This is a genomic window from Lactobacillus sp. W8172, from assembly GCF_016102055.1.
Taxonomy (GTDB): Bacteria; Bacillota; Bacilli; order Lactobacillales; family Lactobacillaceae; genus Lactobacillus; species Lactobacillus apis_A.
In genome coordinates this window covers 724,790-749,210 of sequence record NZ_JACFPG010000001.1, presented here as the reverse complement: position 1 = coordinate 749,210, position 24,421 = coordinate 724,790, and the positions used below count along the sequence as shown (strand labels likewise).

Annotated in this window: 25 protein-coding genes, 19 tRNA genes and 1 riboswitch; of the genes, 42 read left to right on the top strand and 2 right to left on the bottom strand. The window is 36.6% G+C overall.

Translation table 11 applies throughout. The features are described 5' to 3' along the window. Positions 1-87: 87 nt before the first annotated feature. The 28 genes from H3R21_RS03550 (at position 88) to H3R21_RS03415 (ending at position 12,950) form a co-directional block, all read left to right on the top strand. Positions 88-160 (top strand) — tRNA-Val (locus H3R21_RS03550). 4 nt (positions 161-164) lie between these two features. Continuing rightward, positions 165-237 (top strand) — tRNA-Lys (locus tag H3R21_RS03545). 12 nt (positions 238-249) lie between these two features. Further along, a tRNA-Leu gene (locus tag H3R21_RS03540) sits at positions 250-331 on the top strand. A gap of 36 nt (positions 332-367) precedes the next feature. Then, positions 368-440 (top strand) — tRNA-Thr (locus H3R21_RS03535). An 11-nt stretch (positions 441-451) separates the two neighbouring features. Continuing rightward, positions 452-523, top strand: a tRNA-Gly gene (locus tag H3R21_RS03530). Between the two features lie 10 nt (positions 524-533). After that, positions 534-619: transfer RNA gene (locus H3R21_RS03525), tRNA-Leu, on the top strand. Between the two features lie 9 nt (positions 620-628). Continuing rightward, positions 629-702 (top strand) — tRNA-Arg (locus H3R21_RS03520). A gap of 5 nt (positions 703-707) precedes the next feature. Beyond that, positions 708-781, top strand: a tRNA-Pro gene (locus tag H3R21_RS03515). A 30-nt stretch (positions 782-811) separates the two neighbouring features. Further along, positions 812-885: transfer RNA gene (locus H3R21_RS03510), tRNA-Met, on the top strand. Positions 886-898: 13 nt separating this feature from the next. Continuing rightward, positions 899-972, top strand: a tRNA-Ile gene (locus tag H3R21_RS03505). 37 nt (positions 973-1,009) lie between these two features. Next, positions 1,010-1,083 (top strand) — tRNA-Met (locus tag H3R21_RS03500). Between the two features lie 3 nt (positions 1,084-1,086). After that, a tRNA-Asp gene (locus tag H3R21_RS03495) sits at positions 1,087-1,160 on the top strand. A 6-nt stretch (positions 1,161-1,166) separates the two neighbouring features. Further along, positions 1,167-1,239, top strand: a tRNA-Phe gene (locus H3R21_RS03490). 7 nt (positions 1,240-1,246) lie between these two features. Beyond that, a tRNA-Tyr gene (locus tag H3R21_RS03485) sits at positions 1,247-1,328 on the top strand. 4 nt (positions 1,329-1,332) lie between these two features. Next, positions 1,333-1,403, top strand: a tRNA-Trp gene (locus tag H3R21_RS03480). 13 nt (positions 1,404-1,416) lie between these two features. After that, a tRNA-His gene (locus H3R21_RS03475) sits at positions 1,417-1,489 on the top strand. A gap of 7 nt (positions 1,490-1,496) precedes the next feature. Further along, positions 1,497-1,568: transfer RNA gene (locus H3R21_RS03470), tRNA-Gln, on the top strand. A 21-nt stretch (positions 1,569-1,589) separates the two neighbouring features. Then, positions 1,590-1,660: transfer RNA gene (locus H3R21_RS03465), tRNA-Cys, on the top strand. Positions 1,661-1,704: 44 nt separating this feature from the next. Further along, a tRNA-Leu gene (locus tag H3R21_RS03460) sits at positions 1,705-1,789 on the top strand. A gap of 117 nt (positions 1,790-1,906) precedes the next feature. Further along, positions 1,907-3,082 (top strand): glycosyltransferase family 4 protein, encoded by a 1,176-nt coding sequence (locus H3R21_RS03455; protein ID WP_198183035.1) that lies wholly within the window; start codon positions 1,907-1,909, stop codon positions 3,080-3,082. After that, complete coding sequence (locus H3R21_RS03450) at positions 3,075-4,118, top strand: glycosyltransferase family 4 protein (RefSeq protein ID WP_122034422.1); 1,044 nt, start codon at positions 3,075-3,077, stop codon at positions 4,116-4,118. The genes H3R21_RS03455 and H3R21_RS03450 overlap by 8 nt, the downstream gene beginning before the upstream one ends. Beyond that, positions 4,118-5,143 carry a lysylphosphatidylglycerol synthase transmembrane domain-containing protein gene (locus tag H3R21_RS03445; protein WP_198183033.1) on the top strand — a complete coding sequence of 342 codons (1,026 nt, stop codon included), beginning with the start codon at positions 4,118-4,120 and terminating at the stop codon, positions 5,141-5,143. The genes H3R21_RS03450 and H3R21_RS03445 overlap by 1 nt, the downstream gene beginning before the upstream one ends. Positions 5,144-5,212: 69 nt before the next feature. Continuing rightward, a complete protein-coding gene (locus tag H3R21_RS03440) occupies positions 5,213-7,276 on the top strand; it encodes an LTA synthase family protein (protein ID WP_198183031.1) in 2,064 nt (687 codons plus the stop codon). A gap of 70 nt (positions 7,277-7,346) precedes the next feature. Then, positions 7,347-7,580 carry a preprotein translocase subunit SecG gene (secG, locus tag H3R21_RS03435; protein ID WP_046306231.1) on the top strand — a complete coding sequence of 78 codons (234 nt, stop codon included), beginning with the start codon at positions 7,347-7,349 and terminating at the stop codon, positions 7,578-7,580. 71 nt (positions 7,581-7,651) lie between these two features. Beyond that, on the top strand, positions 7,652-9,982 hold the full coding sequence (gene rnr / locus H3R21_RS03430; RefSeq protein ID WP_198183029.1) for a ribonuclease R: 2,331 nt from the start codon (positions 7,652-7,654) through the stop codon (positions 9,980-9,982). A 9-nt stretch (positions 9,983-9,991) separates the two neighbouring features. After that, positions 9,992-10,450, top strand: coding sequence for an SsrA-binding protein SmpB (gene smpB, locus H3R21_RS03425; protein WP_198183027.1), 459 nt, complete (start codon positions 9,992-9,994; stop codon positions 10,448-10,450). Positions 10,451-10,879: 429 nt separating this feature from the next. Continuing rightward, entirely contained in the window at positions 10,880-11,536 is a 657-nt protein-coding gene (locus H3R21_RS03420; protein ID WP_198183025.1) for a nitroreductase, read from the top strand. A 76-nt stretch (positions 11,537-11,612) separates the two neighbouring features. Then, complete coding sequence (locus H3R21_RS03415; protein WP_046306240.1) at positions 11,613-12,950, top strand: hemolysin family protein; 1,338 nt, start codon at positions 11,613-11,615, stop codon at positions 12,948-12,950. 53 nt (positions 12,951-13,003) lie between these two features. On the opposite strand, the gene hpt is transcribed toward H3R21_RS03415, so the two are convergent. After that, positions 13,004-13,570, bottom strand: coding sequence for a hypoxanthine phosphoribosyltransferase (gene hpt, locus H3R21_RS03410; RefSeq protein WP_046306242.1), 567 nt, complete (start codon positions 13,568-13,570; stop codon positions 13,004-13,006). Positions 13,571-13,815: 245 nt separating this feature from the next. Here hpt and H3R21_RS03405 point away from each other — a divergent pair, with 245 nt between their 5' ends. The 4 genes from H3R21_RS03405 (at position 13,816) to H3R21_RS03390 (ending at position 17,077) form a co-directional block, all read left to right on the top strand. Next, positions 13,816-14,898, top strand: a complete 1,083-nt coding sequence (locus H3R21_RS03405) for a M42 family metallopeptidase (protein WP_046306244.1) — start codon at positions 13,816-13,818, stop codon at positions 14,896-14,898. A gap of 59 nt (positions 14,899-14,957) precedes the next feature. Further along, positions 14,958-15,048: riboswitch (TPP riboswitch) on the top strand. A gap of 45 nt (positions 15,049-15,093) precedes the next feature. Next, a complete protein-coding gene (locus H3R21_RS03400) occupies positions 15,094-15,672 on the top strand; it encodes an ECF transporter S component (RefSeq protein ID WP_198183023.1) in 579 nt (192 codons plus the stop codon). 127 nt (positions 15,673-15,799) lie between these two features. After that, entirely contained in the window at positions 15,800-16,546 is a 747-nt protein-coding gene (locus H3R21_RS03395; RefSeq protein ID WP_198183021.1) for a tyrosine-protein phosphatase, read from the top strand. 42 nt (positions 16,547-16,588) lie between these two features. Continuing rightward, complete coding sequence (locus H3R21_RS03390; RefSeq protein WP_198183019.1) at positions 16,589-17,077, top strand: cupin domain-containing protein; 489 nt, start codon at positions 16,589-16,591, stop codon at positions 17,075-17,077. Between the two features lie 47 nt (positions 17,078-17,124). Here the strand turns inward: H3R21_RS03390 and udk are convergent, their stop codons facing one another. Continuing rightward, positions 17,125-17,766: a uridine kinase gene (udk, locus tag H3R21_RS03385; RefSeq protein ID WP_046306251.1), complete on the bottom strand. Its 642-nt coding sequence runs from the start codon at positions 17,764-17,766 to the stop codon at positions 17,125-17,127. 292 nt (positions 17,767-18,058) lie between these two features. Between udk and H3R21_RS03380 the strand changes: the two genes are divergently transcribed. The 10 genes from H3R21_RS03380 (at position 18,059) to H3R21_RS03335 (ending at position 24,254) form a co-directional block, all read left to right on the top strand. Then, on the top strand, positions 18,059-18,529 hold the full coding sequence (locus tag H3R21_RS03380) for a hypothetical protein (protein WP_198183017.1): 471 nt from the start codon (positions 18,059-18,061) through the stop codon (positions 18,527-18,529). A 2-nt stretch (positions 18,530-18,531) separates the two neighbouring features. After that, the gene (locus H3R21_RS03375) at positions 18,532-19,260 is read left to right on the top strand and encodes a GntR family transcriptional regulator (protein ID WP_198183015.1); all 729 of its coding nucleotides are present in this window, start codon (positions 18,532-18,534) and stop codon (positions 19,258-19,260) included. Positions 19,261-19,381: 121 nt separating this feature from the next. Next, complete coding sequence (locus H3R21_RS03370) at positions 19,382-19,807, top strand: PTS sugar transporter subunit IIA (protein ID WP_198183013.1); 426 nt, start codon at positions 19,382-19,384, stop codon at positions 19,805-19,807. A gap of 21 nt (positions 19,808-19,828) precedes the next feature. Continuing rightward, complete coding sequence (locus H3R21_RS03365; RefSeq protein WP_198183011.1) at positions 19,829-20,302, top strand: PTS sugar transporter subunit IIB; 474 nt, start codon at positions 19,829-19,831, stop codon at positions 20,300-20,302. A gap of 12 nt (positions 20,303-20,314) precedes the next feature. Next, entirely contained in the window at positions 20,315-21,100 is a 786-nt protein-coding gene (locus tag H3R21_RS03360) for a PTS sugar transporter subunit IIC (protein WP_109715199.1), read from the top strand. Then, on the top strand, positions 21,090-21,926 hold the full coding sequence (locus tag H3R21_RS03355) for a PTS system mannose/fructose/sorbose family transporter subunit IID (RefSeq protein WP_198183009.1): 837 nt from the start codon (positions 21,090-21,092) through the stop codon (positions 21,924-21,926). Before H3R21_RS03360 ends, H3R21_RS03355 begins: the two co-directional genes overlap by 11 nt. Positions 21,927-21,947: 21 nt before the next feature. Beyond that, positions 21,948-22,952 carry an SIS domain-containing protein gene (locus tag H3R21_RS03350; protein WP_198183007.1) on the top strand — a complete coding sequence of 335 codons (1,005 nt, stop codon included), beginning with the start codon at positions 21,948-21,950 and terminating at the stop codon, positions 22,950-22,952. A gap of 228 nt (positions 22,953-23,180) precedes the next feature. After that, the gene (locus tag H3R21_RS03345; RefSeq protein ID WP_198183005.1) at positions 23,181-23,417 is read left to right on the top strand and encodes a hypothetical protein; all 237 of its coding nucleotides are present in this window, start codon (positions 23,181-23,183) and stop codon (positions 23,415-23,417) included. Positions 23,418-23,544: 127 nt separating this feature from the next. After that, positions 23,545-23,880 (top strand): PTS sugar transporter subunit IIB, encoded by a 336-nt coding sequence (locus H3R21_RS03340; RefSeq protein ID WP_046306261.1) that lies wholly within the window; start codon positions 23,545-23,547, stop codon positions 23,878-23,880. A gap of 14 nt (positions 23,881-23,894) precedes the next feature. Then, positions 23,895-24,254: a PTS lactose/cellobiose transporter subunit IIA gene (locus tag H3R21_RS03335; protein ID WP_046306262.1), complete on the top strand. Its 360-nt coding sequence runs from the start codon at positions 23,895-23,897 to the stop codon at positions 24,252-24,254. Positions 24,255-24,421: the final 167 nt, after the last annotated feature.

The window sequence follows — 24,421 nt, the reverse complement described above, 5'->3', positions numbered from 1 at the left end:
CATGCCGAACACAGCAGTTAAGCTTCTTCACGCCGAGAGTAGTTGGTGGGAGACTGCCTGCGAGGGTAGGACGCTGCCGTGCTTTATGGAGGATTAGCTCAGCTGGGAGAGCATCTGCCTTACAAGCAGGAGGTCACAGGTTCGAGCCCTGTATCCTCCATATCGAGTCGTTAGCTCAGTCGGTAGAGCATCTGACTTTTAATCAGAGGGTCGACGGTTCAAGCCCGTCACGACTCATGGCCCCATTTTGCGGGTGTGGCGGAATTGGCAGACGCGCTAGATTTAGGTTCTAGTGTTTTCGGACGTGTGGGTTCAAGTCCCACCACCCGTATTCGCCAAATTTTATTAATACCATATTTACATTTTTGCCGATTTAGCTCAGTTGGTAGAGCATCTGTCTTGTAAACAGGGGGTCGTACGTTCAAATCGTATAATCGGCATTCATAATTATGCGGAAGTAGTTCAGTGGTAGAACATCACCTTGCCATGGTGGGGGTCGCGGGTTCGAATCCCGTCTTCCGCTTTCATTACATGCCGGGGTGGCGGAATTGGCAGACGCACGGGACTTAAAATCCCGCGGTTGGTTTCAACCGTACCGGTTCGACTCCGGTCCTCGGCATCTAATGATGCGCCCTTAGCGCAACTGGATAGAGTGTCTGACTACGAATCAGAAGGTTGAAGGTTCAAATCCTTCAGGGCGCATATCCCGGGAAGTGGCTCAGTTTGGTAGAGCACCTGGTTTGGGACCAGGGGGTCGCAGGTTCGAATCCTGTCTTCCCGATTTGTAATTGAATAACGATTACATTTTGTTGGCGGTGTAGCTCAGCTGGCTAGAGCGTCCGGTTCATACCCGGGAGGTCGAGGGTTCGATCCCCCCCGCCGCTATTTGCTAGAGCTCGGACCTTTAGCTCAGTTGGTTAGAGCAGACGGCTCATAACCGTCCTGTCGTAGGTTCGAGTCCTACAAGGTCCATTAAACTGGGTTTTGTACATTTATTTATTATTATAATCGCGGGATGGAGCAGTCTGGTAGCTCGTCGGGCTCATAACCCGAAGGCCGGTGGTTCAAATCCACCTCCCGCAATATGGTCCATTGGAGCAGTGGTTTATCTCGTCTCCCTGTCACGGAGAAGATCATCAGTTCAAATCTGATATGGACCGTAGGATGGCTCGGTAGCTCAGTTGGTAGAGCAAAGGATTGAAGCTCCTTGTGTCGGCGGTTCGATTCCGTCCCGCGCCATCAGCCTGGAGGAGTAGCGAAGTGGCTAAACGCGGCGGTCTGTAAAACCGCTCTCTCTGAGTTCGGCGGTTCGAATCCACCCTCCTCCATAATAGGGATATCGTATAAAGGTAGTACATCGGTCTCCAAAACCGCTAGTGTGGGTTCAATTCCTACTATCCCTGTTAAAACTTCATGGCGGAATTGGTGAAGGGGTTAACACACCGGTTTGTGGATCCGGCATACATGGGTTCGAATCCCATATTCCGCCCTAGCATTGGGATATAGCCAAGCGGTAAGGCACTAGACTTTGACTCTATTATGCGCTGGTTCGAATCCAGCTATCCCAATCTATTATGAGAATATTCAATGGCGGTGTAGCCAAGTGGTAAGGCAGAGGTCTGCAAAACCTTAATCGTCGGTTCAAATCCGATCCCCGCCTTTAAAGGTTCATTCCATTGAACTATTATTTTTTTGTTTTACTACGGCGGTGTGGCGGAATTGGCAGACGCGCCAGACTCAAAATCTGGTGTCCGTTTAGGACGTATCGGTTCGACCCCGATCACCGCTATTATATGGCAGCTTCTTGTTAGGAGCTGCTTTTCTTTTATATTTTTTTGCTTTTGTTTTTATAAAAATTGCACATGCAGAGTGTAATCTTTATAATACCTTTTATGGAGGTATTCAAATGAATATTGGTATTTTTACCGATACGTATTTTCCGCAAATTAGTGGTGTAGCAACATCAATCAAAACATTAAAGGATGCCCTTGAAAAACAGGGGCATAATGTTTTTATTTTTACGACTACTGATCCACATGTACAAAAGGGAGCAGTTGAAGCAAATGTTTTTCGCTTCAGTAGTGTACCGTTTATTTCTTTTACTGATCGACGTGTAGCTTTTAGAGGCTTTTTTGAAGCAACTAAGGTTGCTCGTGAAGTAAAACTTGATATTGTTCACACGCAGACGGAGTTTGCACTGGGAATGATTGGGAAATATGTTGCGCATCAATTAAAGATTCCGGCCATTCACACGTATCATACGATGTATGAAGACTATTTACATTATGTGCTCAATGGTCATCTTTTGCGCCCATACCATGTTAAGCAATTTACCAATGTCTACCTCAAAAATATGGATGGCGTTATTGCCCCTAGCGAGCGCGTAGAGAAGCTTTTAAAGCGCTATAAGGTATCTATCCCTATGAAGGTAATTCCAACGGGAGTGGACATTGAGAGCCTAAATCAGCCTATTACTAACGACGTTCGTCACGATTTAGGAATTGAACCGGACGCACAAGTACTTTTGACCCTAAGCAGAATTGCTGGAGAAAAGAAAATTAACCGGATATTGAATGTTTTGCCGGAAATTGTAGATGAATTTCCAAAAGCATGTTTAGTAATTGCAGGCGACGGTCCTGATTTAGAAGTCCTACAAGAGCAGGTTGAGCGTTTGACACTAGAAGATAATGTCATTTTTGCAGGAGATGTTCCTCATGAAGATGTTGGCTCATTCTACAAAATGGCAGACTTATTTGTTTCTGCTAGTGATACTGAAACACAAGGACTAACTTATATTGAAGCTCTTGCTTCGGGCACTAGGTGTGTTGTTTATGACACTGATTACACTGAACGGGTATTTGATGATAAATGTTTTGGTGAAGTTTTCACACGACCAAGTGAGATGCGTGATGAAATTTTAGATTACTTAAGAGAAGGTCCAAGCGAAATTCCAGCTGATAAGCTAGTTAAAAAGCTAGATCAAATTTCCGCTAAACGTTTTGGTAGTGATGTTCATCAATTTTATGAAGAGGTAATTGAAAATTACCAAGAGGATCTCGAAGAAGAGGATACCAATGATTAGAATCAATATGTTTTCGCAAGCTGATTCAGTTAAAGGCCAGGGAGTCGGTTCTGCCTACAATGAATTAATTAGCTTATTAAGAACGCATTTAGTAGAAGAATTTTATGTTACGAATAATAAGTATGGTCGAAGTGATTTAACGCACTATCATACAATTAACCCAACTTATTATGCTAATAGTTTTTCTCCAGCACGTGGGCGAAAAATTGGTTATGTTCACTTTCTACCTGAAACACTTGAAGGCTCAATCAAGTTACCCGCTCCAGCTAAAAAAGTCTTTTATAATTACGTAATAGACTTCTATAAGCGAATGGATCAAATCGTTGTCGTTAATCCTATTTTTATTGATAAATTAGTTAAGTATGGTATTAGACGCGAAAAGGTAAAATATATTCCTAACTTCGTTTCAAAAGAAGAGTTTTATCCTGAACAACAGGCTGAAAAAAATGCCTTTCGAAATCAATTGGGAATTCCATTAGATAAATTTGTTGTTTTTGGTGACGGTCAAGTTCAAGCTAGAAAAGGTGTTGATGACTTTGCAAAGATGGCTGAAGCGAATCCGGAAATTCAGTTCATCTGGGCTGGTGGCTTTTCTTTTGGAAAAATTACGGATGGTTACGATCACTTTAAAGAGCTAGTCGATAATCCGCCACAAAACCTGATTTTTACAGGAATAATTGATCGGCAAAAATTAGTTGATTATTTAAATATTGCAGATTTATTCGTTTTACCATCTTTTGATGAACTATTTCCGATGTCAGTTCTTGAAGCTTTTAGCTGTGGTACGCCGGTGCTACTGAGAGATCTTGATTTATATAAAGCAATTATCGATGGCTACTACATGAAGGGCGAAAACTTTGAGGAAATGAATGAGCAACTGCGTCGAGTAGCGTATGATAAGACAATGCTAAATAAGTACGCTAACTTATCAAATATGGCCAGTGAAAAATATTCAGAAGATAATTTAGCCAAGATTTGGAATGATTTTTATCATGAGCAATATGAAATTGGCAGAAGACTAGGACAAATTCACTAATGAATAAGAAACATTTATGGGGCATTGCCATTGTTTTACTAATCAGCTGCGGTGTATTGTACGTTGATCTTAAGGATACTCCAGTTACGCAGCTGGCTAATGCAGCTCATGGAATCAATTACGGTGCGTTAATTTTAGTATTTGCATTGATGATACTTTCTTATGTGTTTGAAGCAAGCATTTTGGCAGTTTTAGCTCATCGCAAAGACGAACCAAAACGTTCAAAATGGTCCTTTTTTCGAATTCCTATCATTCAGGCGCTGTTCAATGCTATTACGCCAATGTCAACTGGCGGACAGCCTTCTCAGCTTGCAGCAATGGTTCAAATGGGAATTGAGGGTGGCCGAGCAACATCGCTTCTTTTAATGAAGTTCATTATTTATCAAATCGTGGTTTTTCTCGCTTATGTGGTAACAATAATCACAGGCTTTAAGATGGTTGCAACGAAGTTTGCTGGTCTGGCATTCTTTATTGGAATTGGCTTTTTAATTCATGTGAGCTCGATTGTCTTTTTATTAGCTATTTTATTTGTCTATAACTGGACCAAAAAAGCTGCCAATTGGATAATGGATTTATTAGCAAAGTTTATTTCAACAAATCGCGTTGAAGTATGGCGAAAAAATACAGTTGATAAAATTGATACTTTCTATACTGAAAGTCAAAAACTCAAACGCGAGAAAAAGAAATTGTTTCTTAGTGGTCTTTTGACTATTTTACAGCTTTTGTGTTTTTACTCAGTTCCTTACATGGTGTTAGTTACCTTAGGTGTGCCTGCAAGCTGGGCGAGTGTAACACAAATGAACATTATGATTATCATGTTTATGGCAATTATTCCAATTCCTGGAGCTTCTGGTGGAGCTGAATACAGCTTCCAGACTTTGTTTGCGACTTTTGTTTCTTCAAAAGGAGCGCTAGTTTTGGGGATGTTCTTATGGCGGTTTGTAACCTACTTTTTAGGAATGATTCTGGGAATTTTTGGTTGGATTTTTAAGCCGAAGAAAATCACTAATACACCAAATGATTAATTTTTACTAAAACCACTATGCATAATTGGCCTAAAGGGTACTATATTATCATAGTGAGAGGAGAATGGAATGACACGGATTAAGTCTTTCTTTCAATGGTTAGTTACTAATAAGCTAGGTTTTTTCACCATTGTCTTGATAACGTTTTGGCTAAAAACGTATTTGATTTATTTAACTAAATTCAATCTCGGTGCAGTCGGAGCGATGCAAAACTTTCTTTTGTTTATTAACCCACTGCCTGCTGCACTATTGCTACTAGGGATAGGTCTTTTCTTCAAAGGGCGAAAATCGTATTGGATTATTATTGCAATTGATCTAATCCTTAGTACATGGTTATTTGCGAATATTTTATATTACCGTGAATTTTCCAATTTTTTGTCACTTTCAATTATTAAGACGTCTGGTTCAACTGCAGATAATCTAGGTAAAAGTATTGTTGGCATAACAAAAATAAGTGATTTTTTAACTTTTCTTGATGTAGCAGTCATTATAGGTTTGATGGCAAGTAAAGTTATCAAATACGATTTAAGGCCTTTAAAACTGAAATTTAATCTTTTACTTGAAGGATTAGCCGTGGCTTTAATCGGCGTTAATCTGATGATGGCGCAAAAAGATCGCTCAGGGCTTTTGACTAGAACGTTTGATAACAGCTATATTGTTAAGTATCTAGGGATGAATCAATATGCTGTGTATGATGCCTTTAAAACCGCGCAAACAAGTGAACAGATGGCCAAGGCAAATGTTTCTGATTTAAGTTCTGTTAAAAAGTACTTGAAGGTTAATTATGTTAAACCTAATCCTGAATATACCGGTGTAGCTAAAGGCAAAAACGTAATTGTAATTCACTTGGAGAGTTTCCAACAGTTTTTGATTGGCTATAAATGGAAAGGTAAGGAAGTAACACCTAACCTAAATAAGCTGTATCATTCGAAGAATACTTTGAGTTTCTCCAATTTCTATAACCAGGTTGGTCAAGGTAAGACTTCTGACGCTGAAATGATGCTAGAGAACTCTTTATATGGGCTGCAATCAGGTTCAGCAATGTCGAGTTATGGTACTTCAAACACATTTGAAAGTGCACCAGCAATTTTAAATCAAGCTGGAGGCTATACTACTGCTGTAATGCACGGTGGTGCAGGATCATTTTGGAACCGAAATAATGCCTATAAGCAATTCGGCTACCATTACTTTATGCCACTGTCTTATTACGAGAACAAGCCAAAGTACTATATTGGTTACGGTCTAAAGGATAAAATCTTTTTATCGCAATCAATCAAGTATATTGAGCGTTTGCCTCAACCGTTTTACCTTAAGTTAATTACTGTCACTAATCATTATCCATATGATTTGGATAAAAAGAATCAGTCAATTGATCCAACTGACACTAGGGATGAAACTGTTGACGGTTATGTTCAAACGGCGCATTATCTGGATCAGGCAATTGGTGAATTTTTGCAATGGATGAAGAAAACTGGTCTTGATAAGAAGACAATACTTGTTCTTTATGGTGACCACTACGGTATTTCTGGGAATCACCATAAGGCTAGTGCTGAATTACTTAAACAAGATGACTTCACCAATTTTGACAATTTGAAGTTCCAACGTGTACCATTAATGTTCCATATGAAGGGACTAAAAGGTGGCATAAAGGACACATATGGCGGCGAAATAGATGTTTTGCCAACGTTGTTAAACTTGCTTGGCATTAACGACAAGGACACTATTCAATTCGGGCACGATTTGCTTAGCTCAAAGGCACCGCAGATTGTTGCCCAGCGTAATGGTGACTTTATTACGCCTGAATATGCTAAGGTGGGCAGTACCTATTACTACACCAAAACCGGTGAAGAGATTGAGAAACCAGACAAAAAGCTTAAGACTAAGCTGGTAGCAATTTCAAATAAGGTAACTACTCAATTGTCATTGTCTGATCGTGTCATTGCGGGTGATTTACTACGTTTTTATAAGCCTAAAGGCTTCAAAAAAGTAAATCCACATGATTATGACTATAATGAAAAAAAGGCGCTTAAACAGCTATACTCTTCTAAAACTAAAACATCTTTGTGGTATCAAAATCACAAGAAAACAACTCAGAAGCAGTTCAAAACTGATGCGCCAGAGTTAGAAAAATAAAAGCTCGAAATAAAACATATTTTGTGCTAAAATTTATCAGTAATCGTATCTGTATATTGGAGGCAGCGTATTGTACAATTTATTTATGACGCTACTAATTATTGTTTCAATTTTAATTATCATTGCAACAATGATGCAGCCGCAGAAGCAACAAGATGCATTAAATGCCTTATCCGGCGGTGCAGTATTTAGTGGTCAAACGAAGAAACGTGGTTTTGAAGCATTTATGGAGAAAGTGACATCAGTATTACTAGCTCTCTTTTTCATTTTTGCTATTGTATTAGCTTATTTGTCTTCAAAATAGTAATGGTTCCTCCCGATCAAACGATGGGAGGATTTTTTTTATCTTTTTATCAAAGAATGGAGCTTAAGTGAATGGCACAGAACGAAAAAATTCTCGCAAATGTTTTAGAGATCTTTCGCCGCAACCCTAAAAAACAATATCAAGTAGAACAGATTGATCGGATGCTTAAACGAGACCGTTTAGGTAACTTTTCTGATATCGTCAAGGCTCTGTCATTTCTTGAGCAAGAAAAGAAACTTATCACGGATGGTAACGGACATTATCAACTGGCTCAAGAAAATACAATAGTTGACGGAATTTTTAAGTCTAATAGCAAAGGTTTTGGCTTTGTTAGGGTTGAAGATGAAGAGACTGACGATATTTTTGTTGCCAAAGATTATACTGCATACGCAGTTGATGGCGATCAGGTCCGCGTGAAAATCACCGCTGGTGGCAATCCTTGGAATGGAAAAGGTCCAGAAGGACAAGTTCAGGAAATTATTGAACGTAATTTAACGTCACTAGTTGGTGAATTCCACCCAATGACGGATGAGCAAGTCAAGACAAGTCACTTTATCGGTTACGTAGTAAGTACAAACAAAAAGTTAGCAAATTACCGTGTTTACATTGGTGAAAACGGACTTAAACCGCAAAAAGGTGATATGGTCAAGGTTTCAATTAGCAATTATCCTGACCAAGATAATCCTGATTCAATGACTGGTGTGGTAATTCAGGTCATTGGTAATAAGAGTTTGCCGGGCGTTGACATAATGGCAATTGTGTCAGCTCATGATGTTAAAACCGAATGGAGTGAAGATGCACTAGAGCAATCAAACAATATTCCTGATCACGTTACACCTGAGGATATAGCTAATCGTGAAGATATTCGTGATCAACCAACTGTTACTATTGATGGGGACGATTCTAAGGACTTTGACGATGCTGTTGTTTTATGGCAACTGCCAAACGGAAATTATCATTTGGGTGTTCATATTGCTGATGTTGCGCATTATGTTAAAGAGAATACGCCACTGGATAAAGAAGCATATACACGTGGTAATAGTACTTACCTAGTTGATCGCGTGATTCCGATGTTGCCGTTTAGACTTTCAAATGGTATTTGCTCATTAAATGAGGGTGTTGATCGTCTAGTGCTTTCGTGTGAGATGGAATTAACCCCGGAAGGTGATCGAGTTAGCTACGATATTCATCCGTCAGTCATGCGCTCACATGGCCGTTTGACGTATAATAATGTTAACAAGGTGTTAGACCCTGACAATAATGATGAATTGGAAGATAAGTACGTTAAGTTAGCGCCAATGTTAAAAGAAATGGCTGAATTGCATAACGCACTCTATAAAAAACGTCATCAACGTGGTGCAATTGACTTTGAAGAGCCAGAAGCAAAAATCATTGTAGACGATCAAGGCAAACCAACCGATATCGTCTTGCATGATCGTGGTACAGCAGAAAAAATGATTGAATCTTTCATGTTGCTTGCTAACGAGACAGTTGCTGAAGCCTTCTATAAAAAGCACGTACCATTTCTTTACCGTGTGCACGAAACTCCGGACGGCGAAAGAATTAAGAGCTTCTTCGAATTTTGTAGCGCATTCGGTCTGAATATTACTGCAGATCCAAACCATGTTAAGCCACTCGATTTACAAAAGGTGGTATCAAAAACTACAGGCACTCCCGAAGAAGCCGTTGTGCAAATGATGATGTTGCGTAGCTTAAAGCAAGCTCATTATTCGGAAGAGCCACTAGGACACTTTGGTATTGCAGCTAAATTCTATACGCACTTTACTTCTCCAATCAGAAGATATTCTGATTTAATGGTGCACCGGATGATTCATGCATACGCTGAAGAGGGAAATGATAAGGAAGTCAGAGATCACTTTGCAAATTGTTTACCTGATGTTGCCGAACAAACTTCAACCCAGGAGCGTGTTTCAATTGATACTGAGCGCGAAACTAATGATCTGAAGATGACTGAGTATATGGCTGATCAAGTGGGTCAACATTTTGACGCAGTTGTCTCTTCTGTGACTAGCTTTGGGATGTTCATTCAATTACCTAACACTGTTGAAGGTTTAATTCATATTTCTAACTTAACTGATGATTTTTACAGTTTTAATGAAAAGAGTATGACATTAACTGGTCGCGGGACACATAAGCAGTATAATGTTGGGATGCCAATCAAGGTAACGCTGACTAATGCAAATATTGAACAACATCAGTTAGACTTTGAAATTTATGACCCTAACGCACCTAAAAAAGCGCATCACGATCGGGGTAACAACAATCGTCGTCGGGGAAGTCGCGGCTTTCACAATGACCACGGTCGCCGCAATAATGATAGAAATCGTAGCAATTTTCGGAAAAATGGTAATCATCCACATATAAGTAAATATAATCATTAGGACGGAAAATTGAAAAAAGAAAAGCAAGAAAATTTAATTGCGCAAAACAAAAAAGCGCATCATGACTATTTTGTTAAAGAGACGTTCGAAGCAGGTATTGCATTAACTGGTACAGAAATTAAGTCTGTTCGTGCCAGACGAATAAATCTTCGCGATGGTTATGTCCAAGTTATTAATGGTTCTGCTTATCTAGAAAATGTTCACATCAGTGAATACAAGGAAGGGAATCGTTATAATCATGAACCGCTGCGCAGAAGGCAATTACTTTTACACAAGAAAGAAATTGCACGCTTGGCTAAAGAACAAGCAGAGCGTGGTATTGCAATAATTCCCCTCAAAGTCTATCTTAAACATGGCTTTGCCAAGGTTCTTATTGGTGTGGGCCAAGGAAAGAAAAAATATGACAAACGTGAGACGATCAAGAAACGTGACCAAGAGCGTGAATTACGTCGGCAATACAAATTTTAGAAAAACAGTTTAATTGTGTAATCAATTAAACTGCTTTTTTGTAAAAGAACTTATTTTTAGTATATAAATGGTTGCTGCTAAAAACTTGGTCTTTTATAATCAAGCGTATAAGTATACATGAACATTTATTATAGATTTAAATAATAATAGTTAACTGTTATTTAATAAAAACAAACCTTAATTTTTTTATGATATCTTTCTTGTTAAGCATTGCATTATGTATGGATATTTATTATATTATTAGTATGGATAAGAGTTATTTATGACGCAATAATAACTGAATATAGTGAAATTATGCAAAAAGCGCTGCATTTGTTGTGTTTTTTGCTTTTATGATTAATTTTGTTATTTAAAGGGAGAATTGTCTGACTAAATGAACTTTGTTCGAACACTACGTATAGAGTAAAGTATGTAAGGAATTGAATTGTAATGGAATTTAATGATGTATATGACCAAGAACGAGTAACTCGTAAATTTACTAACAGAAAAGTCAATGAAAAATTACTTGCTAAAATTATTAAGAAAGCACAGCAATCCCCCTCATTACTTAATTCACAGCCGTGGAAAGCATATGTTCTAACGGGTGAACCACTTAAGTGTCTGAAAAAAGATGTTAAAAAGCAAATAGATGATGGAGCAGAACCTCATGAAGATTTTGCTCGAATGCAATCTCTTCAATGGGATGCATATCCTAGTCAGAGTATGGCTGTGGTTGGTGCTTCTCAGCCTTATTTTTTTCACAATAAGATGGATCTATTTAAGAATTCAAATGATACAATGTTCAATGCCCAAGATGTTGTTTTTCTAACAATTCCAAAAGCTTCACCAGCGTGGTCAGTGTTTGACTTGGGCATTTTTTCTCAAAGCATTATGCTTTTAGCAGTTGATGAAGGCTTGGCGATTATGCCGGCTCATTCAATGGTTTCATTTCCCGAATTGGTTCGGAAATATGCAGAAATTCCTAATAGCGAAATTGTAGGAATGGCTATTGGTTTAGGATATAAAGATAAAACAGCGGAAGTCAATGATCCAAAGTTTATTCCAGATCGTTTACCATTTGAAAAGATTTATAAACTCGTAAAATAAATCTTCTTTTTATAAAAATAAAGTGCTATTAATGCTAAGATATATATCAAAGGATTTTTAAAAAGGTGATATAAATTTGAGTACAACCCAAATAGTTACTAATTTAATAGCAACTTTAGTAATTTTTGTTTTTGCAGCTTTTTTTGTTGCTGCAGAATTTGCTTTAGTCCAAACGAGATCAAGTCAGCTTGAAGACATGTTGAGTAATAATGTTGGAAGCAAGCGTAAAGTTAAGCGTGCTTTGCATATGACTCACAACCTAAATGAATATCTATCAACAACGCAGGTGGGAACTACTCTTGTTGGTGTCGTTTTAGGTTGGTTTTCAGCTGACACGTTTGCGGCTTTATTTTTTAGATTATTTAATTTAACCCAACTAAATCATTCTCTTGTGCGCTCCATCAGTGCACTTTTAGGAGTGATTTTCTTGACGTATTTAGAAGTAGTGGTAACAGAAATTGTTCCCAAGAATATCGCAATTGATATGCCAGTAAAAATCTTACTAGCAATTTGTACACCACTTCAGCTTTTCCATACACTGGTTTATCCATTCGTATGGTTGCTTAATACCAGTTCTAATGGACTGTTAAAACTGCTTGGCTTTGATCAGGCTGATGAAGAAAATCAAGTTTATTCACAATCAGAAATTATTAAGCTTTCTCGTAAAGCCGTTCATGGTGGGGCGCTTGATAAGAATGATTTAACTTACATGCAACGTGCTTTTGAGTTAAATGATAAAGTCGCCAAAGACATTATGACTGACCGAACAAGGCTAGTTGTCATTAATTCGAAAGACACAATTAAGCAAGCGTTAAAAATGTATCTTGATGAAGGCTCTAGCCGAATTCCAGTCGTTCGTGATAATGATAAAGACGAAGTGGTTGGCTATATCTATGCCTTCGACGTGGTACAACAAAGTCAAATTGATGAAAATGTTCCAGTTACGCGGATTATTAGGACGATGATTACTGTTCCAGAATCAATGCCGATTCAAGACATTTTGCATTTGATGATCAAGAAGCACACACCAATTGTGCTGATTGTGGATGAGTACGGTGGAACTAGTGGAATTGTAACTGATAAAGATATTTATGAAGAATTATTTGGAACGGTTAAAGATGAAATTGACGATGTTTCAGATGATTACATTATCAAGGATAAGCATGATAATATTCATGTTTCCGGCAAAACCACGTTATATGATTTTGCGCGATATTTCCACAAGGACTTAGAGAGTTTCCAGAACAGTGACATCATCACCATAGGTGGATATATGATGGAACATTATCCTGACTTAAAGAAGAATGGAACTGTTGAATTAGAGAACTTTGAGTTTAAGCTTGAGAGTATTGAGCAAGGTTTCATGCGTTGGTTTGTAGTTAAGCAGTTAGATAAAAAGCAAAAACAAGAATAAAAAGAAAAGGACTTATCTCTTGAAGATAAGTCCTTTTAAAGTGCTAAAAATAATTATTTTTGAGCTAATTTGATAACCTCAGGCTTTAAAACGCCAATGTAGCTTAGGTTACGGTAAAAGCTCATAAAATCGAGACCATAACCAACTACAAACTCATTTCCAACCTTGGAACCATAGTATTCGACTTCAATATCATTTTTACGGTTAGCTTCTTTATTTAGTAGGACACAGCATTTTACGCTTTTAGCGCCACGCTTTTTGAGTAAGTCCTTCATAAATTGTAAAGTTAACCCTGTATCAACAATATCTTCAACGATTAAGACATCGCGATCTTTTACGTCAGTTGCTAAGTCGGAAACAATCTTAACATTGCCTGAAGACTCAAGACCATCGCCATAACTTGAAACATCCATGAAATCGATTTGTTCTTTTACGTCCATTTCACGAACTAGATCGGTTAAAAAGAAAATTGCACCTTTAAGTGCTCCAACAATTAATGGATTCTTTCCAGCATAGTCTTTAGTCAGTTGTTGACCTAGTCTTACACACATTTGATGAATATCATCTTCAGAAAATAATTTGTGATCAATAATATTATCAATATTGTCGTTTTTCGGCATTTATCTACCCTTCACTTAAATAAACTCAAAATTACTTGATAAAACCGATTATATCATTTTTCATATAAAAAAGTACTGGTAATTTAGACTTTTTCGCAGCTTAATACCTATTTTACGTACAAAAAGTTAAATCAAATAAAAAATAGTAAGATTATTATTAATGCTCTTTAATTTAATGGTTACGGGCTGGTAGTTTTTGCTACAATGTAAGAAGTAATTAGATCAAGCGAAAGGTAATTAAAAGTATGAAAAAAGATCAAGAAATTAAAATGCTTAAGGCTTTTTCAGATGCCAATTCAACTTCTGGCTTTGAAGAAGAGTTTGTAAAATTATTTACTGAAACTGTTAAAGACATTGCCGATGTTAAAGTGGATGGAATGTTGAACGTATATGCTTCAAAAAAGGAAAATCAACCAGATCGTCCAGTTATTCAGCTTGATGCACACTCAGATTCCGTTGGCTTTATCACTCAGGCTGTTCGACCAAATGGAATGATTAAATTTGTTCCACTTGGTGGTTGGGTAAAATATAATATTCCAGCTTTGCGGGTTAAAATTTTAAATCGTGCTGGCGAATATGTTCCTGGAGTTGTTGCCACTAAGCCACCTCACTTTATGACTGAAGAAGAACGTAATAATGTTCCCGATGTTGCTGATATGTCGATTGACGTTGGTTCAAGTTCACGTGAAGAAACGATTAATGACTATCAAATTGACACCGGTTGTCCAATCTTTGTCGATGTAAAATGCGAGTACAATGAAAAAACCGGTCTTTTCTTTGGTAAAGATTTTGACGATCGTTTTGGTGCTGCTGCAATGGCTGACGTACTTGACAATTTAAATGGCGAACAGGTTGACTTTAATGTGGTTGCTGCCTTATCCAGTCAAGAAGAGGTTGGCTTAAGGGGGGCATATGTTACTGCTAAAGCTGTTAAACCTGATTTAGCAATCGTTCTCGAATCATGTCCTGCTGATGACACCTTTACTCCGGAATGGTTATCTCAAACAGGATTAAAGCGTGGACCAATGCTTCGAGACATGGATACGTCGTTTTTACCTAATCCTAAATTCCAACAGTATGCGTGCGATATAGCTGATAAAAACAATATTCCTTACACTCGCTCAGTTCGTACTGGTGGTGGGCAAGATGGTGCAGCAATTTACTACGAAAATGGTGCACCAACAATTGTTATTGGAATTCCTGTACGTTATGAGCACTCACCATATTGCTTTAGTGCATATCAGGACTTCAAGGCATCAGTTGATTTAACTGTTGCTATTATCCGTGATTTAACCAAAGAAAAATTAGCTAGTTTTAGTCAATTTTAAATTCAAGGTTGATATTAATCTTTTAAGCCAAGCATACTTGGCTATGTTATAATAGAAAAGAAAGTCACTAGGGGTGCTAATTTAGCTGAGAAATACCCTCTGAACCTGAACGGGATAATACCTGCGCTAGGGAAGTGTTGAAATAGATTTTTCATGTACTCCTAATGACTGTTGAAGTTTGTTAGGAGTATTTTTATGTTTACAAGATCTTCAAAGTGGAATGTCAAATCGATTATTTTACTTGCGTTAATTGGAATTATTTTAGGGGTAATTTACACCTATGGGTTTAACTGGGCGTTTAACCTGGTAAAAATGATGTTATTGCCAACAGGCTACGCACCAGTGACTGATGCAGTCTTTTCTGGTCTCTGGTTAATTGCAGGACCACTTGCAATGTACTTTGTACCTACAGCAGGTTCTGGTGTTGTTGGTGAAACTTTGGCTGCAGTCGTGGAAATGGTGATTGGTGGTCAATGGGGCGCTACAACGGTCCTTTCTGGACTAATTCAAGGCGCTACTAATGAAATTGGCTTTTTCCCTAAAAAAGAAAGATATCAAAAGTTTTCTTGGCAAAGTGTTTTAACGGGTGCCTCTTTTGCAGGTTTAGGTAGTTTTATACCAACATACTTTTTGTATGGCTGGAGTAAATTCAACGTTAAACTGCAAATTATTATGTTTGTGACAATGATGCTATCGGCGCTGTTTTTTGATGGAGTATTGGTTAAACTGATTACGAACTTGTTTGATAGAGCACTAAAGCCTAAGATTGACTAATAAGTTTAAACGCTAATGATAATTAGCGTTTTTTAATGCCACAAAAGCCATAGACTAAATTGTGAAGAAAAATTATAATTATTATTTATATGAGTAAGTAGAGTGCAAGGATAATATAAGGAGAATTATGGCAGAGAATATCACAAATTGGCGTTCGTTAGGTGGCTATGTTGGTGCCGAAGGTAAAAAGGTTAAAGAGGGGATGCTTTTTCGTTGCGGTCAGTTATTTGATTTAACCGACGAGCAAAAAGATTTGGTTCAAAATCATTATCAACTTAAGAGACTTGTTGATTTACGTGGTGATGATGAACGAAAAGAATATCCAGACTATGTTTGGCCAGATCTAGATTATGTGATTTTAGATGTTTTAAAAGATTCAGGTACAAATCAGGCAAGTGTAGATGAAATTGTTTCGGCTAACAGTCATGTGGAATCTGATATGCTCAAGACATACGAAGAGCTAGCCTTGTCAAATTCCGCACGTGAAGGTTACCATCAATTTCTGATGGACCTAATTAATGATCCTGTACCAGTTGCATTTCATTGTTTTGCTGGAAAAGACAGAACCGGTGTTGCAGCAGCATTAATTTTGAAGAGTTTGGATGTTAGCGAAGATCAAATTTTTGAAGATTACTTGAAAACAATTGAGGATCGTAAAGAAGCAAACCAAGAAATTTTGGACTATTTAAAAGACAAAATGGATCCTAAGAATATCAAAGATGTTGCGATTGCCTTAACAGTTGAACGTCAGTATTTGGAACGTTACTTTGAAACTGTCCAAAAGAACTATGGCGACTTTGACCGCTACTTTGTGGAAGGCCTCGACTTGCCAGTTGACTTTAAAGAGCAGATGCAAAAGATTTACTTAGTCTAGCTTTTTGCCCGTAATAAATAGTATTTGAAGAAAAGAGAAAAAATGAACCGCGAAGATTATATCAGGAATTTAAAGCTGGAACCCCACCAAGAGGGTGGTTGGTTTCGTCAAATTTATACTAGTGATGAGCAATTTTACGCTGAAGATAGTAAAGGAGACCGCTATTACTACACCTCAATTTATTTCCTACTAGATGATACCAGCTGTTCTCATTTTCACCGTTTAAATCACGATGAACTGTGGTATTACCATGATGGTGAACCAATTACCATTCACTGTATTTCACCCGAAGGAAAGTATCGAGCTGTTAGACTAGGTAAGGATGTTACCAAGGGCGAAGTAATGCAATTTAAAGTACCTAAAGAGACGATTTTTGCTTCTGAAGTAACTAAGCCAGACAGTTTTTGCTTAGTAAGTTGTGTTGTTTCACCAGGTTTTGATTATCATGACTTTGAGATGCTTAAGAAAAAAGAATTGTTAACGCAGTATCCAAAATATGCAGAAGTAATTGAACGTCTAGCAATTGACTAAAAAAAGACCAAGTTCTAATGAACTTGGTCTTTTTTCTTTTAAACTAATTATTTAGCGTTTTGACTTAAGACAGAATGGACCTTGGTAGTCAGCATGTCAATTGCAACGTCATTTTCGCCACCCTCAGGGATGATAATATCCGCATAGCGTTTGGTTGGCTCAATAAATTGGTGGTACATTGGCTTAACAGTATCAAGGTATTGTTCAATTACCGAATCAATTGAACGCCCCCGTTCCTTAATATCGCGCTCTAAACGCCTAATAAAACGAATATCGTCGTCAGTATCAACATATACTTTAATATCCATTAAGTCGCGGATTTCCTTGCTAGCTAGTACAAGAATGCCTTCCAAAATGATAATGTCTACCGGCTCCGTATGAATTGTTTTCTTGCTTCTTGTATGTTCCTTAAAATCATAAACAGGCATCTCAATTGGTTGATGTTTTAATAAGCAACCGATTTGCTCTTCTAGAAGTGGAACGTCAAAGGCATCGGGATGATCATAATTAATGTTCTGTCTGATATCCATTGGGATGCCTGTGTTGTCTTTGTAGTAGGAATCTTGCGTCATAATCAAGACATGTTCATTTTCTTGCATTTGATCAACAATTTTATGGGCAATTGTTGTTTTTCCACTACCAGAACCACCAGTAATTCCAATCACAACAGGTTTTTCAAGTTTAGACATAGAGCTACTCCTTTTTTATCAATAAACATTTTACTTTACTTTTCCTTGAATTACCAATACTTAAGGGAAAAATAAGGACCTTGTACTCATTTTTAAAATTTATTTTCACTCAACAGGCTTAAAAAGTAATTAAAGCTAGAGAAACTTGATAAAGTGAAATTATCGGTTTTTTGTGTTCAGGAAGAATAAAATAGTATTTGGTAGAAAATATGAATAATGGTAAACTTCAACCTAATAAAAGATTCAGTATTTTTATTGCGCAGCAGGAGAAGTATGTGTGGAGGGCCTCCAAGTGAAAATAATTGATTTAAAAAAGTATTTAACACCATTTGAATTTCAAGTAGTTGATAAAGATATTAGGGTAAAAATATATTCGGACACTACAATTGAGGCTTCTGGATTTTATAATTCCATTTTTAAAGGAGAAACCGGATCATTAAGGAAAAGGCTTTTTACAATTATTGAAAATGGAAAAATAGTTTCTGTAATTACTTCAATAATCCCACAAAAGTTCATTAGCAATCCATGTATTGATGATATTGAAGAGGAAACAGACAAAATACAAAAAAGTACAGAAATTTATAATGATATTATGCTTACTTGGCCCAGTAATGACGAAGAAAAATTGTTTTTAAGCGATCAAACGCAAGAAAAGTTTCAAGTTATCTTACGAAAGGCTCTTTTTGTTAATGCGAATAATGACATAATTAGGTATGAGGAAGATGCGATGTTACCTGATGTTTTTTGTTTGCAAAAGGGGTAGCTATGAGTTCATTTTTATATCAAGAAGCCAAGAAAAAAATATTGGACATAATTGCCAGCGGCGAGTTTAAACCAAACTCTAAAATTTGGAATGAACGAGTTTTTGCCCAGAAATTAGGCTACACACGTTCAACTATAAAAAATGCAATTAATTCATTAGTTGAAGATAATATTTTAGAAAAAAGAAGGGGAGATGGAACGTATCTAGTGAATGAGAATGTAAATAACTCATTTGAAATAGGAGATGATTCCCCGAATTCATTTACACAGCTTGTTAAAATTAATCGACAAGAAGTGGTCAATAGAGTAGAGTCGTTTAAATTAATCTATGATAATAAAGATTTAGCTATTATTTTTGATAATAAATATAGCGACTTTTATGAACTAATTAGAACACGCATAGTAGACAATACTGTTGTGGCTGTTCAGAAATCGTATATTCCTTTTAGTTTGTTTGAAGATGCACACCGATATGATTTCAGTAATATGTCTTTATACGATTATATGGACTTTAAGAATCATAAACCGACAAAATTTGAGACTAGAATTGAAGCTCGGCCAATTAGTGACAATCAGTTTGTAGAGGATACAATTAAGTTAGATAAATCTAAATACGCCTATTTATTATTCTTGGAGTATCGCGGCTTTTCAGATAAAAAAGAGATGATTGAATACACAAAGTCATGGTATAACCCCGATTTTATTAGCTATAAAATAAAAGTAAAAAGATAAATTGGTCTTAAAATTGGTTGCAAAAAAGGAACTACTTTAGAAAGCGGTTCCTTTTTCTGTTGCCTAAAATAATATTAAGTACTAAATTAAAGTTATGAAGAAAAGAAGGGAGGAAAGTCGCATGGAAATAGTATTAGCAAGCCATTCCACTTTAGCTCGTGGAATGTATGATACTGCTTCGCTTATTATGGGAAAGTCAAAAAACCTGCACTACATAACTGCATATTTAGATGATAGTGTTAACTTTTGCGACCAATTGAAAGAAACAACTGATGAGATTTCAAATCAAAAAATTGTTTTTGTTACTGATGTTGTGGGTGGTTCTGTTAATAATGAGATTACGAAATTTATTGCTGAAAAACCAAATTGGTTTCTTGTTTCTGGTATGAATTTGCCTTTTGTATTAGAACTGCTTAATTATTCAATTGCTTATCCAGATGACAATCTGGAAGAAATTAAAGGTAAGTTGGCTTCTTTAGTTGAAACAGGTAGAGAAGGATTACAGCTAGTTGAATTAAACGAGCAAAATGAAGAAGAAGATTTTTAATTTGAAAGGGGATTATAAATTATGATTGCGATGACAAGGATTGATTATCGGTTATTACACGGACAGGTTGCTTTTGCATGGACCAATAACCTATCGGCTAATGCAGTTTTAATTGCAAATGATGAGGTTGCAGGAGATAGTTTTCGTAAAAAGACATTTCAATTGGCTAAACCAGAGAATGCTAAGTTGATATTTAAAACAATAGAGGATTCTGCTAAAGCAATCGCAAGTGGCGTAACTGATAAATATCGTGTTTTTATCGTGGTTGAGACCATCAATGACGCGTACCGTTTAGCTAAACTTGTTCCTGAAATAAAATTAATTGACTTAGGATTATCGAGTGAAAAAGAGGGTTCAACTAACATTTCAAAGTCAGTTTATGTAACAAAGAAGGACATTGAACAACTTACTGAACTTGAAAATGATGGAGTAAAGGTTCTTGTAAAACAGGCGCCAGGCGATCCTGATACAGAATTTTCTTCACTGATTAATTAGGAGGAAGAAAAAATGGCTTTACAAATTATTGGTATCTTTCTTGTTTCCTTAATTGCTAATATGCAAGATTTTCTTGGTTCATCTTTTATTGGACGACCAATTGTTACTTGTTTATTTATTGGCTTGATTTTTGGGAATGTCCAACAAGGATTGATTATTGGAGCAACACTTGAATTAGCCTTTCTTGGCTTAATGGGTGTTGGAGCTACCGTCCCTCCTGATGAAATAATCGGAGGAATTTTAGCAACAGCTTTAGCATTAAAAAATGGTTATGGGGTCAGTGTGGCTCTTACGTTGGTTTTACCAATTGCAACCCTAGGGTTATTAATTAAAAATTTGCTATATGTTGTTATCTTCCCTGCAATGGCACATAAAGCAGATAATTATGCAGATCAAGGTGAGGTAACTAAAGCAGGAAACATGCATATTTGGGCATCATTCACGAGAGTCATTATGATGGCACTGGTAACGACTGTTTCATTTGCTCTTGGTAGCAACTTAGTTGGTGCATTCGTTAAATTGATTCCAAAGTTTTTAATCGATGGTATAACTGTTGCTACGCAAATTTTGCCAGCAGTTGGTTTTGCAATGCTAATTAACATGACTTTCTCGAAAAAAGTTGCACCATTCTTCTTTATTGGGTTTGTTTGTGCGGCATATTTGAAGCTAGATATGATTGCAGCATCAATTATTGGAGCTATTTTTGCGGGCATCATGTATCTAATTACTGAAGAAATTCATAACAGTAATGGTGGAAACTCAAATAGCGCTACGGAGGTGCAAGAAGATGACTTCTAATATTAAAGAGAATACTCAGGAAAAGAAACTCACCAAAAAAGACTTAAAAGGAATTTTTTGGCGTAGCATGCCAATGGAAGCGTCATTTAATTATGAACGAATGATGAGTATGGGTTTCGCCTATACTATGACGGGAATTATTAATAAGCTTTACGACAAAAAAGACGATAGAAAACAAGCAATCAAGCGCCATCTTGAATTTTTTAACTGTACTTCAGCCACATCACCATTTATTGCTGGTGTATTGGCCTCAATGGAAGAAAAAAATGCCAATGATCCAGAGTTCGATCCTAGTTCAATTAATACAATGAAGACTGGATTAATGGGTCCACTTTCAGGGATTGGTGATTCGATTTTCTGGGGTAGTCTAAGAATTATCGCGAGTGGTATTGGTGTTTCTCTTGCTCAAAAAGGAAGCATTTTAGGACCGATCTTATTCATTCTAATTTATAACATTCCAAATTTATTAGTTAGATATTATGGCACAATGTGGGGTTACAAGTTAGGAACAACGTTTGTAGACAAGATGGCATCTGGCTTGATGAATTCAATTACGTATGCCATTAATATTTTGGGAAATACTGTTATTGGCGCTATGGTGGCTTCAATGGTTGTTATTAATATCCCTGTTCAACTCAGTGGTGGTAAAAATCCCGAAACAATTCAGTCATTACTTAACTCAATTATGCCCGATTTAATGCCTTTAGCAATTACCTTTTTCATTGCTTGGTTACTAAAGAAAAAGCATGTCAAGATGATGTGGATTTTGCTAGCAATCTTAGCTATTAGTATTTTGGGCACATTCTGTGGTTTCTTAAAGCCTTAATGGATTGAAAGGAAAAAATAAATGTATTTCGATAAAAATGAGTTTTTAACTAATTATAATTCTGCCGTGAAGGAACTTGATCACGTTGATGAAGTTCTAGCAAAATTAAGAAAAAAGGATATCAAAAATATTTTCTTTACTGGATGTGGAGGTTCATATACCAAGTTTGTTAACTTACGTCCGTTAATGTTTAAAAAATTGTCTATTCCTTTTGTTGTCACTACACCTGAAGAATTATGTGACCTATATCATGATGATATAACCAATGATAGTTTAATTTTAGCTGGTACAAAAACCGGTGAAACGACAGAATTGGTTGAAGCAATTGAAAAAATCAGAAAAGATTTTCCTAAGTCAACGATTATTAGTTTTATCGGGGATGAAAATAGTACCTTAGAAAAAGAGAGTCTGATTGATGAGCGTATTAAATCGTTTGATACGGATGCAAATTTAATTGAATTAGGTTGGTTTTTAATTCACTTTGCACAAGAGACAGATAATAAAACAAAAGAAAGCCAAAAACAGCAACTTAAAGAAATGGCACAAAATGTAGCCGAAGGGATAGAAGCACTTGTTCCTGCTGCCTTAGATCACGTCAACAATACTGATATTGATCAGATGCAAATGTGGGTTGGTTCAGGAAATGTTTGGGGAGAAGTTTGCTGCTTTGCAAATTACTTAATGGAAGAAATTCAGCACATTAAAGCACAAGCAATTAACTCTGGTGAGTTTTTCCATGGACCTTTTGAAATTATTGATAATAATCAAAGTGTTAGTGTTGTTGTTAACAGTAATTCGAATCGCCAAGAAGACATGCGTGTAGTAAACTTTGTTAAACAATTTGCTAAAAATCCTTTGATAATTGATATGAAGGCCTTTAAGCTAAATGAATTTGATAGTGACTTACAGGTGTTCATTGAAGCTTATGCCTTAAACCATTACTTTGACACGCTCTTCAACATGTATTCAATCAAAACGGGAAGATCTGCTAAAACAAGACGTTACTACCGTTTACTTGAGTATTAAACCATAATTTTCACTTTCTGAAAATGCCTCAAAAGCTATATTTCGGTACTTGATCGAGATATGGCTTTTTTGCTAAAAATGAGCCATTATTTGCTGGAAGTGCTATCATAAAAGTATAAAGAAATTTAGTACCACTCCTTAGAAAAAGACAGTACAAGCCTAAGAACTTTCAATTACTAGTCTTTTACTAAAGCCAGAGATACTTACTTAGTCAAGGAGGATAGAATCATGCTTTTAACTTCTAGTTTGGCTACCCTATTAAAGGGCAATGTTACTGGTCGCTTAGTTGGAATTGTTTTAATTGTCTTAGGTGCAATTGAATTGCTCTTCAGCCTAAGATATAGCAAGGGAATAATTAAAAATGGTACTAACAATGGCTTCGCCCCTGCTTCGATGGCCTTTTCGTTATTCTTCGGGCTGATTTTATTAGTTGTGGGAATTTTCGTTGCTGTTGCCACTTTTTAAGTAGTAAACCAATTTTTTATTAAAGACTAAAAGAGAATTAAATATTATCTTTTTGATAGTAAGCGCTAACCTAAAAGTGTTATAATGTAATTAAATTATGGATACATTTTAGGAGGAAATAATTATTATGGCAGAACAAACTATTATGCTGAATTGTAGTGCAGGAATGAGCACATCATTACTAGTAACAAAGATGCAACAAGCTGCTAAAGATCAAGGAATTGATGCAAATATTTTTGCTTGTCCAGCTTCAGAAGCTACTCAACATATTGAGCAGGATCATCCAGATTGTATTTTACTTGGGCCACAAATTCGTTACATGGAAAGTGATTTCAAGAACAAAGTACAAGGTCAAGGTAAAGATGGTAAAGACATTCCTTTTGCCGTAATTGATATGCGCGCTTATGGTATGATGGATGGCGTAAAAGTTTTACAACAAGCAGAAGATTTAATTAACGGTTAAAGCGGAGGAATACGATGGCAGAAAATATGACACCTGAACAAGAAGAACAAGCTACTTTAGAATCAGCAATGGGTTTAATTGCCAATGGTGGTAATGCAAAGAGTTTAGCTTTTGAAGCAATTCGTTTGGCTAAAACTGGTGACATTGAAGGTGCTAGAGCGAAGTTAAAGGAATCAGATGAGTCATTAAATGAAGCTCACAATTCTCAAACTGGTATGCTTACCAAGGAAGCTCAGGGAGGCCATACTAAAGTCACCTTGCTAGTAGTTCACTCACAAGACCATTTAATGAATGCAATTACTTTCAGAGATTTAGCCGGTGAAATGGTTGACTTGTACGAAAAACTGTATGAAAACGGTACTTTGAAAAAATAAGATAACTAAAGAGTAAAACTTTTATATCTTCTAAAAAATAGATAGCCTAATTTGAAAGCTATCTATTTTTTGTTTTAATTAAACAGCAATCGAGTTCTAAAAAATATTTTTCCTCTATTTCATAAGATACAAAAAAGCGAAGTTCTTAATAACTTCGCTTTTTTGAT

Excerpts from the sequence above, each read along its gene's own strand:
- H3R21_RS03455 (WP_198183035.1), top strand. The coding sequence starts at position 1,907 with ATGAATATTGGTATTTTTACCGATACGTATTTTCCGCAAATTAGTGGT.
- H3R21_RS03450 (WP_122034422.1), top strand. The coding sequence starts at position 3,075 with ATGATTAGAATCAATATGTTTTCGCAAGCTGATTCAGTTAAAGGCCAG.
- H3R21_RS03445 (WP_198183033.1), top strand. The coding sequence starts at position 4,118 with ATGAATAAGAAACATTTATGGGGCATTGCCATTGTTTTACTAATCAGC.
- H3R21_RS03440 (WP_198183031.1), top strand. The coding sequence starts at position 5,213 with ATGACACGGATTAAGTCTTTCTTTCAATGGTTAGTTACTAATAAGCTA.
- rnr (WP_198183029.1), top strand. The coding sequence starts at position 7,652 with ATGGCACAGAACGAAAAAATTCTCGCAAATGTTTTAGAGATCTTTCGC.
- H3R21_RS03420 (WP_198183025.1), top strand. The coding sequence starts at position 10,880 with ATGGAATTTAATGATGTATATGACCAAGAACGAGTAACTCGTAAATTT.
- hpt (WP_046306242.1), bottom strand. The coding sequence starts at position 13,570 with ATGCCGAAAAACGACAATATTGATAATATTATTGATCACAAATTATTT.
- H3R21_RS03405 (WP_046306244.1), top strand. The coding sequence starts at position 13,816 with ATGAAAAAAGATCAAGAAATTAAAATGCTTAAGGCTTTTTCAGATGCC.
- H3R21_RS03400 (WP_198183023.1), top strand. The coding sequence starts at position 15,094 with ATGTTTACAAGATCTTCAAAGTGGAATGTCAAATCGATTATTTTACTT.
- H3R21_RS03395 (WP_198183021.1), top strand. The coding sequence starts at position 15,800 with ATGGCAGAGAATATCACAAATTGGCGTTCGTTAGGTGGCTATGTTGGT.
- H3R21_RS03390 (WP_198183019.1), top strand. The coding sequence starts at position 16,589 with ATGAACCGCGAAGATTATATCAGGAATTTAAAGCTGGAACCCCACCAA.
- udk (WP_046306251.1), bottom strand. The coding sequence starts at position 17,766 with ATGTCTAAACTTGAAAAACCTGTTGTGATTGGAATTACTGGTGGTTCT.
- H3R21_RS03375 (WP_198183015.1), top strand. The coding sequence starts at position 18,532 with ATGAGTTCATTTTTATATCAAGAAGCCAAGAAAAAAATATTGGACATA.
- H3R21_RS03370 (WP_198183013.1), top strand. The coding sequence starts at position 19,382 with ATGGAAATAGTATTAGCAAGCCATTCCACTTTAGCTCGTGGAATGTAT.
- H3R21_RS03365 (WP_198183011.1), top strand. The coding sequence starts at position 19,829 with ATGATTGCGATGACAAGGATTGATTATCGGTTATTACACGGACAGGTT.
- H3R21_RS03360 (WP_109715199.1), top strand. The coding sequence starts at position 20,315 with ATGGCTTTACAAATTATTGGTATCTTTCTTGTTTCCTTAATTGCTAAT.
- H3R21_RS03355 (WP_198183009.1), top strand. The coding sequence starts at position 21,090 with ATGACTTCTAATATTAAAGAGAATACTCAGGAAAAGAAACTCACCAAA.
- H3R21_RS03350 (WP_198183007.1), top strand. The coding sequence starts at position 21,948 with ATGTATTTCGATAAAAATGAGTTTTTAACTAATTATAATTCTGCCGTG.
- H3R21_RS03345 (WP_198183005.1), top strand. The coding sequence starts at position 23,181 with ATGCTTTTAACTTCTAGTTTGGCTACCCTATTAAAGGGCAATGTTACT.
- H3R21_RS03340 (WP_046306261.1), top strand. The coding sequence starts at position 23,545 with ATGGCAGAACAAACTATTATGCTGAATTGTAGTGCAGGAATGAGCACA.
- H3R21_RS03335 (WP_046306262.1), top strand. The coding sequence starts at position 23,895 with ATGGCAGAAAATATGACACCTGAACAAGAAGAACAAGCTACTTTAGAA.